Source organism: Hoyosella altamirensis, assembly GCF_014191505.1.
GTDB lineage: Bacteria > Actinomycetota > Actinomycetes > Mycobacteriales > Mycobacteriaceae > Hoyosella > Hoyosella altamirensis.
Genome location: NZ_JACHWS010000003.1, coordinates 100,326 through 116,056 on the forward strand (window position 1 = coordinate 100,326; position 15,731 = coordinate 116,056).

Annotated in this window: 13 protein-coding genes; 8 read left to right on the top strand and 5 right to left on the bottom strand. The window is 61.4% G+C overall.

Annotation, left to right across the window (positions count from 1 at the left end; genetic code table 11):
• Positions 1-31: 31 nt before the first annotated feature.
• Positions 32-322 carry a hypothetical protein gene (locus tag FHU29_RS14560; protein ID WP_064440445.1) on the bottom strand — a complete coding sequence of 97 codons (291 nt, stop codon included), beginning with the start codon at positions 320-322 and terminating at the stop codon, positions 32-34.
• Between the two features lie 290 nt (positions 323-612).
• On the opposite strand from FHU29_RS14560, the gene FHU29_RS14565 reads away from it, so the two are divergent.
• Positions 613-1,266 carry a hypothetical protein gene (locus FHU29_RS14565; protein ID WP_064440446.1) on the top strand — a complete coding sequence of 218 codons (654 nt, stop codon included), beginning with the start codon at positions 613-615 and terminating at the stop codon, positions 1,264-1,266.
• On the opposite strand, the gene FHU29_RS14570 is transcribed toward FHU29_RS14565, so the two are convergent.
• The 3 genes from FHU29_RS14570 to FHU29_RS14580 all read right to left on the bottom strand — a co-directional run bounded on the left by FHU29_RS14570 (position 1,259) and on the right by FHU29_RS14580 (position 5,982).
• Complete coding sequence (locus tag FHU29_RS14570; RefSeq protein ID WP_064440447.1) at positions 1,259-3,088, bottom strand: NAD(P)/FAD-dependent oxidoreductase; 1,830 nt, start codon at positions 3,086-3,088, stop codon at positions 1,259-1,261. The two genes, FHU29_RS14565 and FHU29_RS14570, sit on opposite strands and share 8 nt — an antisense overlap.
• A gap of 111 nt (positions 3,089-3,199) precedes the next feature.
• On the bottom strand, positions 3,200-4,219 hold the full coding sequence (locus FHU29_RS14575; RefSeq protein WP_064440448.1) for a LacI family DNA-binding transcriptional regulator: 1,020 nt from the start codon (positions 4,217-4,219) through the stop codon (positions 3,200-3,202).
• A gap of 20 nt (positions 4,220-4,239) precedes the next feature.
• Complete coding sequence (locus tag FHU29_RS14580) at positions 4,240-5,982, bottom strand: glycoside hydrolase family 13 protein (RefSeq protein WP_064440449.1); 1,743 nt, start codon at positions 5,980-5,982, stop codon at positions 4,240-4,242.
• A 159-nt stretch (positions 5,983-6,141) separates the two neighbouring features.
• Between FHU29_RS14580 and FHU29_RS14585 the strand changes: the two genes are divergently transcribed.
• From FHU29_RS14585 to FHU29_RS14615, 7 genes are all read left to right on the top strand, one after another.
• The gene (locus FHU29_RS14585; RefSeq protein ID WP_064440450.1) at positions 6,142-7,383 is read left to right on the top strand and encodes a sugar ABC transporter substrate-binding protein; all 1,242 of its coding nucleotides are present in this window, start codon (positions 6,142-6,144) and stop codon (positions 7,381-7,383) included.
• An 8-nt stretch (positions 7,384-7,391) separates the two neighbouring features.
• Positions 7,392-9,011: an ABC transporter permease subunit gene (locus FHU29_RS14590; RefSeq protein WP_064440451.1), complete on the top strand. Its 1,620-nt coding sequence runs from the start codon at positions 7,392-7,394 to the stop codon at positions 9,009-9,011.
• A gap of 1 nt (position 9,012) precedes the next feature.
• On the top strand, positions 9,013-9,915 hold the full coding sequence (locus FHU29_RS14595; protein ID WP_064440452.1) for a sugar ABC transporter permease: 903 nt from the start codon (positions 9,013-9,015) through the stop codon (positions 9,913-9,915).
• Positions 9,916-9,944: 29 nt separating this feature from the next.
• The gene (locus FHU29_RS14600) at positions 9,945-11,030 is read left to right on the top strand and encodes an ABC transporter ATP-binding protein (protein ID WP_064440453.1); all 1,086 of its coding nucleotides are present in this window, start codon (positions 9,945-9,947) and stop codon (positions 11,028-11,030) included.
• Positions 11,031-11,048: 18 nt separating this feature from the next.
• Positions 11,049-12,671, top strand: coding sequence for a glycoside hydrolase family 13 protein (locus FHU29_RS14605; protein WP_064440454.1), 1,623 nt, complete (start codon positions 11,049-11,051; stop codon positions 12,669-12,671).
• Positions 12,672-12,734: 63 nt separating this feature from the next.
• Positions 12,735-13,418 carry a DUF1326 domain-containing protein gene (locus tag FHU29_RS14610; protein WP_083962327.1) on the top strand — a complete coding sequence of 228 codons (684 nt, stop codon included), beginning with the start codon at positions 12,735-12,737 and terminating at the stop codon, positions 13,416-13,418.
• 65 nt (positions 13,419-13,483) lie between these two features.
• Positions 13,484-14,287, top strand: a complete 804-nt coding sequence (locus FHU29_RS14615; protein WP_183377580.1) for a DUF2182 domain-containing protein — start codon at positions 13,484-13,486, stop codon at positions 14,285-14,287.
• A gap of 18 nt (positions 14,288-14,305) precedes the next feature.
• On the opposite strand, the gene FHU29_RS14620 is transcribed toward FHU29_RS14615, so the two are convergent.
• Positions 14,306-15,730 (bottom strand): HAD-IG family 5'-nucleotidase, encoded by a 1,425-nt coding sequence (locus tag FHU29_RS14620; protein ID WP_064440457.1) that lies wholly within the window; start codon positions 15,728-15,730, stop codon positions 14,306-14,308.
• Between the last annotated feature and the right edge of the window lies 1 nt (position 15,731).

Sequence of the window (15,731 nt, forward strand, 5' to 3'; positions counted from 1 at the left end):
CAGGGATCACCGCTACCAGGAGGGCGAGTGCCTACGAGCGATCACCGTGGTAGCCGCCCACGCCTTCGTCGTCGACGCCTGCCCACAAAGACTCGTCGTAGGGCGTGTCAGGAACGGGAATCTTCTCCTGCTTTGCGGCCGCGGACGCGGAAACTGGCGCCGGTCGCGACTGCTCGAAATCGTCGACATCGATACTCAGGCGCTCCAGGTCAGTTACGAGCCGGCGGACACTTGGCGCGTCCCCGTACTTCATCATCAGCGTCCTCACGGACTGACGTAACTGCCCGATGCCCCTGCGCAGTTCAGACGTCTCGGTAGTCATCTCAGCACCTCCATGTCCGCTCAACACTGAGCGCGCATTCTCCCGGCCCGATCGCGGGCGTTAGTTCGAATCTGCTCCTTCCCCCACTATGTGTCAAGCGTCATACTTTGAGTGGTTTAATCAGACATCAATTCGGTATCGGTCTCTGGCTGACGCTTAGCGGGTAATCGTCGGGCGTCCAAGAGACATCCACGCTGCCGCGACGGAGCGGTGGACGGCACAGGAGCGGACTTTCATATGCGTCAAGGCTCGTACCTTCGCTTCCAGAAGTACTTCACGGTCTGCTGGCAATGACGAGCAGCGCGAGCGAACCCGAACACGTCGTGCAGCGCATCGCGACGGTGGCGTGGCTGGCCATCGGCCTTGGCCTCGCCGTGCAGATACTGATCGTGGTGACGAAACTGTTCTTCGGCAGCGGCCTCCCAGGGGTGGGATTCCTCGCGAATCTCGCCCAGGGAGTTACCTGGTCGGTAGTTGTCTGCGTGGGTATCGCAGTGGGCACCGTAATCATGCGTGCCTCAGTGACAATCGCCGGTGTCCTCGGATTCGTTTGCGCACCCCTGGCTCTGGGCCTTGCCCGGGGCGCGCAACGAGGCGTGAATGAGCTAATAGGTGAACCTGTCGGCACGGTGACTGCGTCTCTCGCGCTGATCGCGCTCCTCAAAGCGTTTCAATATGGACTGCTCGGTTTCCTGCTCGCTCGTCTGGTGCGGCGACACGTCGAACGTGCCCGGCCTTACCTGATACTCGGCACAATCTCGGGCGTCGTTTTCGGTGGCATCATCGTCACAGCGACTGCGCTGGGCGCCACCTCGAGTGGAGCGGAACCGACGATGCCCGACCTCGCCGGACTGACGGTGAACGAGTTGTTGTTCCCCATCGGCTGCGCGATGGTGGTGTTCACCGCTCAGTCCGTCGCGAGGTTCGCACGGCCCGCTAGCTGAGGTGATGGACTTCCTGCAGTCCGTACACCGGCGTCGGAAGGCCCTCGTAGCGCGCTTTGAGCTGCAGCGCCAGATAGAGCGAATAATGCCGCGACTGGTGCAGATTGCCGCCGTGGAACCAGAGCGCTTCCTGCTGAGTGGGCTTCCACATGTTGCGCTGCTCGCCCTCCCACGGGCCCGGGTCCTTCGTCGTGTCCGAGCCAAGCCCCCAGCACTTGCCGACCTTGTCGGCGACGTCCCGTCCTATCAGGTCCGAAGCCCACCCATTCATCGAGCCGTATCCCGTCGCGTAGACAACGACGTCGGCTTCGAGTTCGGTTCCATCTTCGAGAATCACACTGTTCTCTGTCAGCTCGCGAACGTTACCGTGTGCGAGTTTGATCTCGCCGTCCGCAACGAGCTCCGAAGCGCCAACATCGATGTAGTAGCCCGAACCTCTTCGTAGGTACTTCATGAACAGACCGGAACCGTCGTCACCCCAGTCATGCTTGAAGCCGGCTTTCTCCAGACGATCGTAAAAGTCCGAGTCGCGCTCCCGGATCTTGTCGTAAACCGGAATCTGAAACTCGTGCATGATGCGGTACGGAATTGACGCGAAGGTCAGATCGGCTTTCTGGGTCGTCATGCCTTCTGCCAGGGCCCGCTCCGAGTACAGATCGCCGAGGCCGATTTCCATCAGCGAATCAGACTTCACGATGTGTGTCGACGAGCGCTGCACCATCGTCACATCGACGTCCGATTCCCACAGCGCAGCGCAAATGTCGTGTGCTGAGTTGTTGGCTCCGATGACGACCGCGCGTTTGCCCGCGTACTTGTCCGGACCTGGATGCTGACTCGAATGATGTTGGTCGCCCTGGAACTTTTCCTGCCCGGGGAATGTAGGGACGTTCGGTTTCCCTGACATCCCTGTCGCGAGAACCAGCTGTTTAGGCCGGAGGACGAGATCCTCGCCATCGCGGTTGACGTGTACCGTCCATTCCTTCGTCACCTCGTTGAAGGCCGCTGATGTGCACGTCGTCGAACTCCAGTACGGCACCTCCATGACTCGTGTGTACATCTCGAGCCAGTCACCGATCTTGTCTTTCGGCGTGAAGACCGGCCAGTTCTCCGGGAAGGGCATGTAAGGGAGGTGGTCGTACCAGACCGGATCGTGCAGGCACAGCGACTTGTACCGCTTTCGCCACTGGTCGCCCGGACGCTCATGTTTGTCTAGGACAATGGCTGGCACGCCGAGTTGCCGCATTCGGGCGCCGAGGGCGATGCCCCCTTGTCCTCCACCGATGATCAGGACGTACGGCTGGGCCGTGTAGCCCAGTTCCTTCTCCTCGATCGCGCGTTGTTCCGACCAGGTCACGCGATTCTTATTAGCGCCGTGCACTACTCCTTTTGGTCGACGCTTTCCTTTGCCTTCCTCATAGCCTTTAAGTTCCTGCGCCGCGGTCAGGAGCGTCCAGGCACCTTCTTCTTTTAGGCGCAAATGTCCAATGCCGCGCCCAGTAGCGGTCTCGAAACTGATCCAGGCGCTGACCACCCCGTCGGCTTCGGCCGGAGTGTCGGTTGTCCGGAAGTTCGATGGGCTGGCGGCATCAAGCTGGCTGGTGAGCATGTCCGTCACGCCCTCCCGCCCCTCCACCGTTTTAATATTCCAGGTGAAGGCAACGAGGTCGCGCCAGAAGCTGTCAGTGGCGAACATTCCTGCGGCCCTGCCGATGTCGCGAGCAGCGAGTGCCGCTTCGAATTCGATGAGCCACGTGTCGACGCGGTCCTGCGGGCTGAGGTCAAGTTCCGGCCATACGGCGCCGCGAGAGATGAGTTCGGTCATCATGACTCCTTCTTCGTGAATGAGCTTGTGACCTAGAGCACACTCCTTCCCTGCACTGGGGACAAGGGTTGCGGAGGGTTGCATGGTTTGAGCCGGCGTGAGGCGCGGGGGTTAACGCGAAGCTGGCACGGCGGTGCTGGAACGCACGATAAAGTCGGTCTCCACGACCACGCTCTGGGGGGCCATCGGTCTCTCGCCAGCGGCTAGATGTTCGAGCAGAATCTCCGCCGCTTGGCTCCCCTGCCGGGCGGGAAACTGAGCGATCGTGGTCAGGCCGACGGCTTCGCCGATCGGATTGCCGTCAATGCCGATGACAGAGAGGTCGCCCGGCACGGTGAATCCGAGGTCGCGGGCCGCGAGGATTGCACCCACCGCCATCGCGTCGGACGAACAGAAGAGCGCTGTTGGGCGGGGGCCCGGCCCTGCGAGAAGAGTCTTCACTTTTCTGTACCCATCCGCGACGGTGTAGTCGGCATTAAGGTCCCAGCGTGGACTGATCTCACACTCCGCATCACGCAAGGCTGCGTAAAACCCCTCGCGACGGTCTGTCGACATGGGGAAATAGTCGGGGCCCGTTTCGGCGGTGCCACCGAGGTGCGCGATCTGACGATGCCCGAGTCCGATCAGATGCTCCGTAGCGAAGCGCGCAACAGCGTGTTCATCGAGGTGGATACTCGGCACCCCGGGCACCAGACCCCCGATTTCTACGATCGGTTTACCCACATCAAGCAGTTGCTTGAGTTCTGATTCGTCTAGACGCAGCGAAGCGGCAACAACAGCGTCGAGCCGTTTGCGCAGCAGGTAGTCGGCAAGAACACGCTGGCGCTGTCCTTGCCGGTCAAAACTGTACAGCGACAAGTCGTAGCCCTCGCTCATGAGCGCCGACGTGATGCCCTCGAGCAATTCGGAGAAGAACCAACTATTGATAAACGGCACGATGACTCCCACCGTGCGACTGCGGCCGGAAGCCAGGCTTGACGCGGCATAGGACATGACGTAGCCGAGATCTTTCGCTGCTGAGAGAACGCGCTCCCGCGCGGCGGGCGATACGTGGCCCCGACCGCTGAGCGCGCGGGAGGCTGTCGCCGTGGAAACTCCGGCGCGCTCCGCGACTTCTTTGATCCCAGCCACTGTCCGCCTTCAGTCACTTGTCATGTGCGCTTCACCCATACCGTATGGCCCGGCCGCAGCGAGCCGTGCCGGACACTGTCCGAAGCACTACTGAGCAGGACATTCGGTGTCGGCAGGCACACATCGGTGTCGCCAGTATTCACCATAACCAGGACGTCACCATTGGCGAACGCAAGGCACGCCGTATCCAGGTATTCGGGGAGCCACTCCAGCGACCCATGGCCGAGCCCATAGTTACGCCGGAGCCTAAGAGCCTCGGTGTACATCGCAAGCACCGATTCCGGATCGTTTCGTTGCACGTCGCGCGCAAACGACTCCCACCCTGCCGGCTGAGGCAGCCACGCAGCACCGCTTTCACTGAAACCCGCTGCAGCAGCGCGGCTCTCCCAAGGCAGGGGCACCCGGCTTCCATCGCGGCCTAACCGCTGGCCATCTGTGCGGGCATAGGTCGGATCCTGTCTGCATGAATGCGGCATCAGAGTGTGGTCCGGGAGCCCTAGTTCCTCCCCTTGGTACAAGTACACACCGCCAGGAAGTCCGAGCATCAATAGCGACGCTGCACGTGCAAGGGTCTGGCCACGGGCCAGGTCGGGCTGCGGATCGTCAGGGCCGAGTCCATCTCCGGGACGATCTGGCCGCTCGGTGATCCCGAACCGAGTGACGTGGCGCTGCACGTCATGGTTGGAGAGCACCCACGTCGTCGGCGCACCGACCGCATCGAACGCACGCAGCGAATCCTCGATTACAGTGCGGAATCTGGTTGCGTCCCAGGGGCAATTGAGGAACGCAAAATTGAAGGTCTGGTGCATCTCATCGGGTCGCACCCAGTCGGATAGGCGTGGCAGCGGATCGATGCTCGCCTCGGCGCATAACACCCGGTCATCACCGTACTCAGCCAGGATCTGGCGCCATCTCCGGTAAATGTCGTGCAACGCGGGCTGACCAAACATCGGTGCTAGGTGCCCCGGATGATCGTCAGTACCGACGCCGTCAGGCCGGCCGTGCCAGTCAGGCAGGTCCTGCTTCTTGACGAGTGAATGCGCGACGTCGACCCGGAACCCCGCGACTCCGCGGTCGAGCCAGAATCGCAGAATGCGCTCGAACTCGCCATGCACCGCAGCGTTATCCCAGTTGAAGTCGGGCTGAGATGAGTCGAACAGATGGAGGTACCACTGTCCCGGCGAGTCATCCACCTCAACGACTCTCGTCCAGGCGGATCCACCGAAGTGGGACTGCCAGTTATTCGGTGGTTCAGCGCCTTCCGGCCCCTTGCCGTCACGGAAAATGAACATGTCCCGCTCCCGGCTGCCGGGGCCTGCGGCCAGTGCCTTCTGGAACAGGGGGTGCTCGTCGGAACAGTGGTTCGGTACGAGGTCGATGATCACCCGGATGCCGAGAGCAGTCGCACGTTCGACCAGGTGGTCGAACGTGGCCAGTGACCCGTACATCGGGGCGACATCGCAGTAGTTGCTGACATCGTATCCGCCGTCGCGCTGCGGTGAGGGGTAGAACGGCGACAGCCACACGGCATCGATATCCATCTCGGCAAGCTGTCCGAGCTCGGCGGTGATGCCTGCAAGATCACCGTTGCCGTCACCGTCGAGGTCACGGAACGAGCGCGGATAGATCTGATAGATCACCGAGGAGCGCCACCACCTCGCCGCATCATCCGGCGAGTCGGCGGGGTGTACCGCGAGGAGCGGACCCGATGAGTCGCTAGTGGTCGTCGCATCAGAGTCACATGCAATACGAGTCGCAGTCATGCCTCACATCGTACGGAATATGGAAGCGCTTGCATATACCTTGAGCATGTCTTCTACTTTTTTCTGTCGCAGTCTAGACACATTCTCTGCAATCGCTTACCGTTGTGATTCACTTCACCTCTGACCTTCTGCGCGCATCCGATCACACGGAGAATTCGAATGAACAGACGTACCCGCCTCACAACAGGCGTGGCTGCGACCCTGGCGACGACGCTGCTCGCGTCGTGTGCCTCCGGCGAAGGACAGGGCGAGGCTGTACAGCAGTTCCTCGGCCAGTCCGGCGGCCCGATCACCATCTGGGCCGGCGAAGAAGCGATCGCCGGTCTCACCGAGATCGCAAACGAGTACGAGGCGGACACCGGCATTCCGGTGCGCTTTGTCCAGCGCGACGCCAGCCCACAGACGATGAGTGAATTCATCACCCAATCACCAATGGGGCAGGGTCCTGACCTTCTCATGTCTCCGCACGACAATCTGGGCCAACTCGTCGCCAACGGCCTGCTCATGCCCATCGAACTCGGGGAACAGAGCGAGGATTTCCTTGACGTCGCGATGCAAGCGGTCGCGTATGAAGGCGTCGTCTACGGCGTGCCCTTCGCTGTGGAGAACGTCGCGGTCCTCCGCAACAACGAACTCACCACGCACACCCCCGAGACCTTCGACGATCTCATTGCTGACGGCCAGGCCCTGGTCGAAGCAGGCCAAGCAGATTTCCCAATTTCAATCCCACAAGACCCAAGCCTGGGAGATCCCTACCACCTCTACCCGCTCCAAACATCTTTCGGAGCACCCGTTTTCGGCATGGATGAAGACGGCTCGTACACCACCGAACTGGCCATGGGCGGAGAATCCGGCGAGGCGTTCGCTGAATATCTCGCCGGTCTTGGCGCGGCCGGTGTCCTCAATACGTCGCTCACACCGGATATCGGAAAGGATGCGTTCGTCTCTGGACGCGCGCCCTACATCATTTCCGGCCCGTGGAACCTCAATGATTTCCAGGACGCCGACATGGACCTCACGCTGTTGCCGGTGCCGACAGCTGGCGGACAGACCGCTCAGCCGTTCGTGGGCGTACAGGCAGTCTTCATGAACGCAAATTCTGGAAATTCGTTGCCCGCCAATGACTTCCTCGTCAACTATCTCACGCGGCTCGACACCCAGCTCGCCATTTTCGACTCCGTCGGACGCCCACCTGCCCTCAACGACGCAATCGACGCGATCGCAGACAGGCCGCTGCTGACTGCCTACGCCGAACTCGCGGAAGCGGGCGCACCCATGCCCGCGATCCCGGAAATGCGCTCCGTGTGGACGTTCTGGGGCACCACACAGAACGGCATCGTCGAAGGCCAGGGTGAACCCGCCCTGCTCTGGCGCCGCATGATCGCGAACATCGAGAACTAAGGACCCCCATGACCTCGCAGATCACAGCTTCCCTGGAACCCGGGACTCCGGCACCGCGGCCCGAAAGCACACCGTCCAGGAAGAGAACTTCACACAGCCACGGGTTCAGCGGTGGCTTCGTCGTCAAGCTCGTACTGATGGCGCTGATCAACGCGTTCGGGCTGTACGGCATCCTCGCGTCGTGGGCGGTGGGCAACAACGGAATCCTCTGGTTCCTCGTCGCCGCCCTCGCCGTCGTCAACATCGTTTACTTCGCACCCACGCGGAAACTTCTTCCGGCCAAGTACCTCGCCCCTGGTCTGATCTTCCTGCTCATTTTCCAGGTTTTCGTGGTGATATACACGGCTGGCGTGGCGTTCACCAACTACGGCGACGGTCACAACTCTTCGAAAGAAGATGCGATACGCGCTCTGGTGCAACAGCATGAGCGGCGTGTTGACGGGACCCCTCAGTTCCCGATTTCCGTGGTCCAGAGTGAGGGCGGCGAACTCGGCTTCGCCACCGCCGGATCTGGTGAAACGGTGCTGGTGGGCACTGGTAACGCCGCTTTCCAGCCCGTTGCGGGTGCCGAAACGGGCGCCAATGGGTTCCCCGTTTCGGTGCCTGGCTACGAGGTGCTCGGTTTCCCGGACGTGATCGCGCGGCAGGACTCGATCAGTGAGCTCCGCATTCCGATGGACGGTGACAGCTTCCTTCGCACCAACGACGGACGGGTTGCGTTCGTCTACGAGCAGGGACTTGTCTACAACGAGGCCACAGACACGATGACGGCGGCCGACGGGACCGTCTACACCGCGACCGAAACGGGAAACTTTGTTTCCGCCGATGGCGAGGTGCTCTCTCCAGGCTGGACGGCGAACGTCGGATTCGCCAACTTCGGTGCGATCTTCGACAAGGACGTGCTGGGCGGACCGTTCCTCTCCGTCACCTTGTGGACCTTTGCCTTCGCACTACTGTCGGTGGCCACGACTTTCTTCCTCGGCCTCTTCATCGCGATGCTCTTCAATGACGCGTCGATGCGCGGGAGAAGCGTCTACCGGGCGGTCATCATTCTCCCCTACGCATTCCCGGGGTTCTTGTCGATCCTGATCTGGGCCGGACTGCTCAACCGGGACTTCGGATTCATCAACGACGTCGTGCTCGGCGGTGCGGCTATACCTTGGCTAAACGATCCCTGGCTAGCCAAGCTCAGCCTGGTGCTGGTGAATTTATGGCTGGGATTCCCGTACATGTTTCTGATCGCGACGGGTGCGCTGCAGTCGATACCCGCGGAGCTCTACGAGTCCGCGCGCATGGACGGCGCCGGCAGGTGGCGCGCATTCAAGTTCGTCACGCTACCGCTGCTACTGGTTGCTGTCGGCCCCATGCTGATCGCCTGCTTCGCGATGAACTTCAACAACTTCAACCTCATTTACCTGCTGACTTCTGGCGGCCCGCGGGACCTGGATTCGACTACCGGGGTGGGCTCGACGGACATCCTCATCACGTTCGTCTACAAGCTCGCGTTTGAGACCGGCGCGAATCAGTACGGGCTCGCGAGCGCGGTTTCCATCCTCATCTTCATCATGGTCGCGGTGGTCTCCGCGATTGCGTTCCGCCGCAGCAAAGCACTCGAGGAGATCAGCTGACATGTCCACCACTACACCTACCGAATCACAAGTTGTTTACAACAAGCGACCTGCCTGGGAAACCTTCCGCCGCAGCGGATGGCGTCACGCAGTTGCGGCAGTCATCGTCGTCTACGCTGTCTTCCCGCTGCTATACGCGTTCTCAGCCTCAGTCGGAGACGCCGGTACGCTGCTCGGCTCCAACCAGCTCTTCGCCACCTTCTCCCTCGAGAACTTCCGCGAACTGTTCTCCGACCCCCAGAACCCATTCCTGCGCTGGTTCGCGAACTCACTGATCGTCGCCTCCACTACCGCGATCGGCGCGGTCATGATGGGCGCAGCCGCCGCATACGCGTTCTCACGGTTCCGGTTCAAGGGCCGTAAGACCGGTCTGATGAGCCTTCTCATCATTCAGATGTTTCCGCAGCTCCTGGCATTCGTAGCGATCTTCCTGCTCCTCGCCACGCTGTCTGACATCTACCCGTTTCTCGGCCTCAACTCGCTCCTCGGCCTGATCATGGTGTACCTCGGCGGGGCGCTCGGTGCGAACACGTTCCTCATGTACGGCGTCTTCAACACCGTTCCCCGTGAACTAGATGAAGCCGCACGCATGGATGGCGCGACACACGCACAGATCTACTGGACGATCATCCTCCGGCTGATCAAACCAATCCTTGTGGTGGTCGGCCTGCTGTCCTTCATCGCGGCGTTTTCCGACTTCCTGATGGCGCGCATCATCCTTCAAGACCCCGATCGCTGGACCGTCGCAGTTGGCCTCTACCAGTTCGTATCGGTCGAGTTCGGTGAAAAATGGGGCGTCTTCACCGCAGGCGCAGTGGTGTCGGCGCTACCCGTAGTCCTGCTCTTCCTGTTCCTGCAGCGCTTCATCGTGTCGGGCCTCACCGGCGGCGCCGTCAAAGGCTGACTCAAACCACACCAGAGATTGGAATCCACATGGCACCTATCGTTTTCGACAACACGACCCGCTTGTATGCGGGGTCCGAGCAGCCCGCGGTCGACCGACTCAACCTCCATATCGAGGACGGGGAGTTCCTCGTGCTGGTCGGCCCGTCCGGGTGCGGTAAATCGACCTCGCTGCGAATGCTCGCAGGGCTTGAGGAAGTCAACGCCGGACGAATCCTCGTCGGTGGCCGCGACGTCACTCACACCGATCCGAAAGACCGCGACATCGCGATGGTCTTCCAGAACTATGCGCTCTACCCGCATATGTCTGTCGGGGAAAACATGGGCTTCGCCCTCAAACTGGCGAAGGCACCAAAGGCGGAGATCGCAAAGCGGGTCGAGGAGGCCGCTGCACTTCTCGACTTGAAGGACTACCTCGACCGCAAGCCGAAAGCGCTCTCAGGTGGTCAGCGTCAGCGCGTCGCGATGGGACGGGCAATAGTGCGTGATCCGCAGGTCTTCCTCATGGACGAGCCCCTCTCGAACCTCGATGCCAAACTGCGCGTGCAGACCCGCACCCAGATCGCGCAACTGCAGCGCCGCCTCGGTACGACCACCGTTTATGTCACCCACGACCAAGTCGAGGCGATGACGATGGGTGACCGTGTTGCCGTCCTGAAAGGTGGTGTGCTGCAACAGTGCGCCCCTCCGCGTGAGCTCTACCGGTCCCCCGCCAACGTTTTCGTTGCCGGCTTCATGGGCTCGCCCGCGATGAACCTGATGACGCTGCCGCTGAGTGACCGCGGCGTAATGCTCGGAGAGCAGATCGTTCCGGTTCCCCGCACCGCCCTCGCGGGCGTCGATGGCACCGAGATCACGTTCGGAATTCGCCCGGAACATGTTGAGCTCAGCGACAGCGCGGCCGGTTTGCCGCTCGAGGTGGATGTGGTCGAAGAACTCGGTTCCGAAGCCTTCATTTTCGGCCGTAGCTACATCAACGGGGCACAGCAACAGCTCGTGGCACGCGTGGACTGGCGCAATCCGCCGAGCAAGGGCGAGGTCATTCACGTCCGGATTGACGAGTCACACGCCCACATGTTCGACAGCGCTGGCGACGGCGCACGCATCACCGTCTAAGCACAAGATTGGAGCAGCATGGAGAACTGGTGGAAATCCGCCGTTGTCTACCAGGTGTATATCCGCAGCTTCGCCGATGGCAACGGCGACGGGATCGGCGACCTGCCTGGCCTGCGGGAAAAGCTTCCCTACCTGTCATCCCTGGGCATCGACGCCATCTGGATCACGCCCTGGTATACCTCGCCGATGGTGGACGCCGGGTACGACGTCGCAGATTTTCGCGACATCGATCCGTCATACGGAACCTTGCGTGACGCAGAAGCCCTGATCGGCGAAGCGCACGCGCTCGGCATCAAGGTGATCATCGATATCGTCCCCAACCACACGTCATCTGACCACACGTGGTTTCAAGCGGCGTTGCGTGACGAACCAAACGCGAAGCAGCGCTATATCTTCCGGCGCGGGCGGGGAGCCGACGGAAGCAGCCCGCCCAATGACTGGACCAGCGCATTTGGCGGACCGGCCTGGACGCGATTGCCGAACGGCGAGTGGTACCTCCACATGTTCGCGCCCGAACAGCCTGACCTCAACTGGGAAAATCCAGAGGTCCGGCAAGAGTTCGAAGACATCCTTGCCTTCTGGTTTGCCCGCGGCATCGACGGTTTCCGGATCGACGTCGCGCATGGCCTCGTCAAAAACCCCGAGCTCCCCGACGCGGGACCGCGCCCGGAAGACTGGCGGACTCAGCCGCATCCTGCGCGCGACCAGGACGCGGTTCACGACATATATCGCAGCTGGCGCAAGGTAGCGGAAACGTTCGCCCCAGAACGGATCTTCGTCGCGGAAGCAGTCGTCCCCACCAACGAGCGACTCGCCCGCTACCTCCGGCCGGGCGAACTTCACACCGCGTTCCAGTTCGACTTCACACGAGCGCCGTGGCGGGCTGACTCATTGCGGCACGTGATCGACGATGCCGTCTCCCAGGCTGCGACGGTCGGAGCGCCAGCGACGTGGGTGTTATCCAGCCACGACATTCCACGGCCAGTCACTCGCTATGCCCGCTCGCAGCCGGAGTTCGACGTGCAGCCCGAGTGGGATCGGGCACGGTGGTCAGCGGAAGAACCGGACCTCGAACTTGGGAAGCGGCGCGCACGCGCCGCCGCACTGCTTCAACTCGCCCTTCCCGGTACGGCCTACATCTACCAGGGCGATGAGCTCGGTTTAGATGAGGTGGAGAACCTTCCCCCTGCGGCCCGGAACGACCCGACGTGGGCACAGTCCGGCTACACAGATGTGGGCCGTGACGGGTGCCGCGTCCCGCTGCCCTGGTCTGGAACATCACCACCATTTGGATTTTCACCCGAGGCATCCCCCGCTGACCCCTGGCTGCCGCAACCGGAACACTGGGAGTCGCGGACAGTGCTGGACCAGCAGAATGACAATGCGTCCTCTGTATGGCTGTATCGATCTGCGATCCACCTTCGGACGGCGCTCTTTCCAGCCGAGACCGAACTAGAGTGGCTCCCGTTCGCCGGTCACGTGCTCGCGTTCCAGCGGGGTGACTCGCAGTGCTGGGTGAACTTGGGTGACGAGCCGATAGAGCTGCCTGCCGGGTGGGAAGTCGTCCTGGAATCGTCACGGACTCATGGCGACAGATTGCCCTCTGATACCGCTGTGTGGATGACGCGGTCACCCTTTTAAGGATCGCCTCTCAAGCGCCCACTGCACCATTGCCCCGGTGCATCGGGAAGTGGGACCATTGGGATGCCGGGGCCACCCCTCGACGCTCGATTGCTCAGCAAGGAAGTGACGGAAATGGCATGGCGAATCAAGGCGAATTACTACGAAGGATGTAACTGTGCGCTGGGATGCCCGTGCAATATGAATGGCTTCCCCTCGCACGGCTACTGCGAAGGCGTGGTGGGGTTCAAGATCAAAGAAGGTGATCGCGAAGGAACCGACCTCGCGGGAGCGAAAGTCGCGAGTGCGGTGAAGTGGCCCGGAGCCATCCACGAAGGCAACGGCACGATGGTGCTTTTCATCGACGCCACCGAAGAACAGCGCGAAGCACTCATTCCCATTCTCACCGCCGAGGATCCGGGACTGCCCTGGGAAATACTCGCCGCCACAGTGAGCGAGGTTCACGGACCTTTCTTCGAGACAATCGATATCGATGACAACGCCATGGACTCGCAGCTACGAGTGGGTGACAAGTTGTCCATGAACATGGAGAGCTTCCGGGATCCTGTGAGCGGCGCAAAGCACGTCCCTCACATGATCCTCAAAGACGGGTTCATCTTCCAGGATGGGGCGATTGGAACAACATCGGTTCTGACGCTCAACGCTGACGGAGTGACCTTCGACCACGCGGGCAACAACGCGTACTACTCCGAAGTGGAGTGGTCCAGCGACAACCGGATGGCCCCTGTGATAACGCCGCAGCCCTGAAATCACCCCGGAAACCACACCAGATGACCGAGGTTCACAAGGCCGCCAGAACCGATACTCCGCGCATGGCGTACAGCGTCCTCGAGCGCAGAGCAACTGTCACGATCGTCGGGATGCTGCTCGTGCTCGCGGGCGCCGCGTGGTGGTGGACCGTCCGTACCGCGCACGACATGCAGTCGATGGTTCAGGGCCTCGCTTCGATAGGCGCGCCCATGTCTTTCGACATGGGCGTCCTCATCTTTCTGGTCATGTGGACCACAATGATGGTCGCGATGATGTTCCCCACCATCGCACCGATCGTCCTGCTCCATCGCCTCGTGATGCGGCGCCAGAATCGCGGTAGCGCCCCCACAACGGCATTCGTACTGGGGTATCTCGTTGTGTGGACCGCTGCCGGGCTCGTTCCGCTGGCGCTGCTCCTCGCGTTCCGCAATGTCGCGCACGACGCGGGGTGGGTGACGGTCGCTGCGGGTGGTGTGCTGATAGTTGCGGGCGCGTACCAATTCACGCCATGGAAACAGAAATGCCTGCGAGCGTGTCGTACCCCGTTGTCTTTCCTGGCGACGCACGACTTCGGTAACGGCCTGCGGGGAACATTCCGGACTGGCGCGGCACATGGCCTTTACTGCCTCGGGTGCTGCTGGGCTCTCATGTCAGTTCTTCTGGTTGTCGGCCTGATGAACCTGGCCTGGATGGCGGTCCTCGCAGCCGTATTCCTGGCTGAAAAGCACTCGAGCCGGGGCGTTCTGCTTACCCGCATAGTCGGAACCGCGGTAGTCGCCCTCGGAATCGCGATCATCGTCCATCCCCCCGTCCTGGAATCCGTCGCGCCCACACCTGGCGTGACGGAGCCGATGCCGGGCATGTGACGCTACGAGGTCAACTGGTTACTCCTCGCCTTGCTCCGTGAAGCCGACCGCTGTTACGTCGTGGGGAAGGCTTGTACGCGTGGCACGCAAAAAGGCGTAGGGCGTGTGCTGCCCGAAGTTGGATACTCGCGAGGTGTAGACGTCCGCGAACTTCTCGACCTGACGGGCGAAGAGGCTCTTGTCGTTTCCCGCGCGCATCAGCGGGCCCCACGTCGGGTTTCCAAGGGCCCCTGCCGCTTGTGCGAGTGGGGCGATCTGCTGGTCGAGTTCCCGGATAGCGTCATAGAGGGAACTTATTGTTGCGTCTGCCTCCCGCGCCGGTTCAGCGCTCGCCGCAGCACGCGAGCGGGCGAGGCGCGCATGAGACAATTCGTCCTCAAGGCTTTCCTTGACGACCATGAGTTTGCGCAGCTGCATCTCGTCGTCAGCGAACCTCGCAGCGTCCGCTATCTCTGCTTCGAGTTCGCTCATAATCAGCGCGGTACGCCAACGCAGAACCGATTTCGAGACATGGACGTCACCGAATAGGTGATCGCCAACGTAGAGAATCTGGGCACCGTCGAGTTCGAGGCTCTGTTCCACTAGTCGTGCGCATCCGCCGTAGTAGACGCCTCCCGGTTCCATCAAGCCCTGGTGGGGCTCGAGAAGGTTCCGTTCCGGGTCGACGACGCGGAAGACGGGAGGGCTTTCCGAAAAGAAGCGAGGTTTAGCCGCCGCGACGACCACGATGTCGAACAGATCACGCCAGTTCCCACTCGGGACATGCCTATCGAATGCATAGCTCATCATTGCCCGGGTGTAGGTCCACTCGCTGTTCGTGATGAGGAGGAGCCTTTTACCCGCGAGACGCTGGTCCATCAGTGTCTCCGCGATGGCGGGATCGAAATCACAGAATCGATCGGGGTCAGCGGTGATCTCCGCTTTGAGTTCACCCATCGTATGGGACAGATCCAGCGCCGACGAGACAACCTTGAACAATTCGTCGTAACCGACCGGCCCTTTAATGAGGCCAGCGTCGAGAAGGTCGACAAGCTGCGCGTACAACGCTGCCTCGGACATGGAGAAGAGTGTGTTGAGGAAGCGGAAACGCGGTTCAGATAAGTCGATGAACACGCCGTTGTATGCGCGCCTCAGTTCATTGAAATTCAGCTTTTTGGTGCCGTGCTGTGCCTGGATGACGTAGCCAAACCGCGTGGCCTTGACGAGGTTCCCAAGATCCAGGTCGAGCACGAGCCCCTGCAGATACCGATCGGGCTCGAAAACAAGATCCTGGACCGGGTAGCCGCGCTTTGCGAGTACCCGGCGCGCGTGCTCGAACGCCGCACCTTCCCACTCTGCTGTGCGGTAGTGAAGCAACGTGTAATCCATGTCGTACCCGATCGCCTCGACCGAGCGCAGGTTCAGTGTCCGGTTCGCGTACACACGACGAGCAGGTTCTGTCACG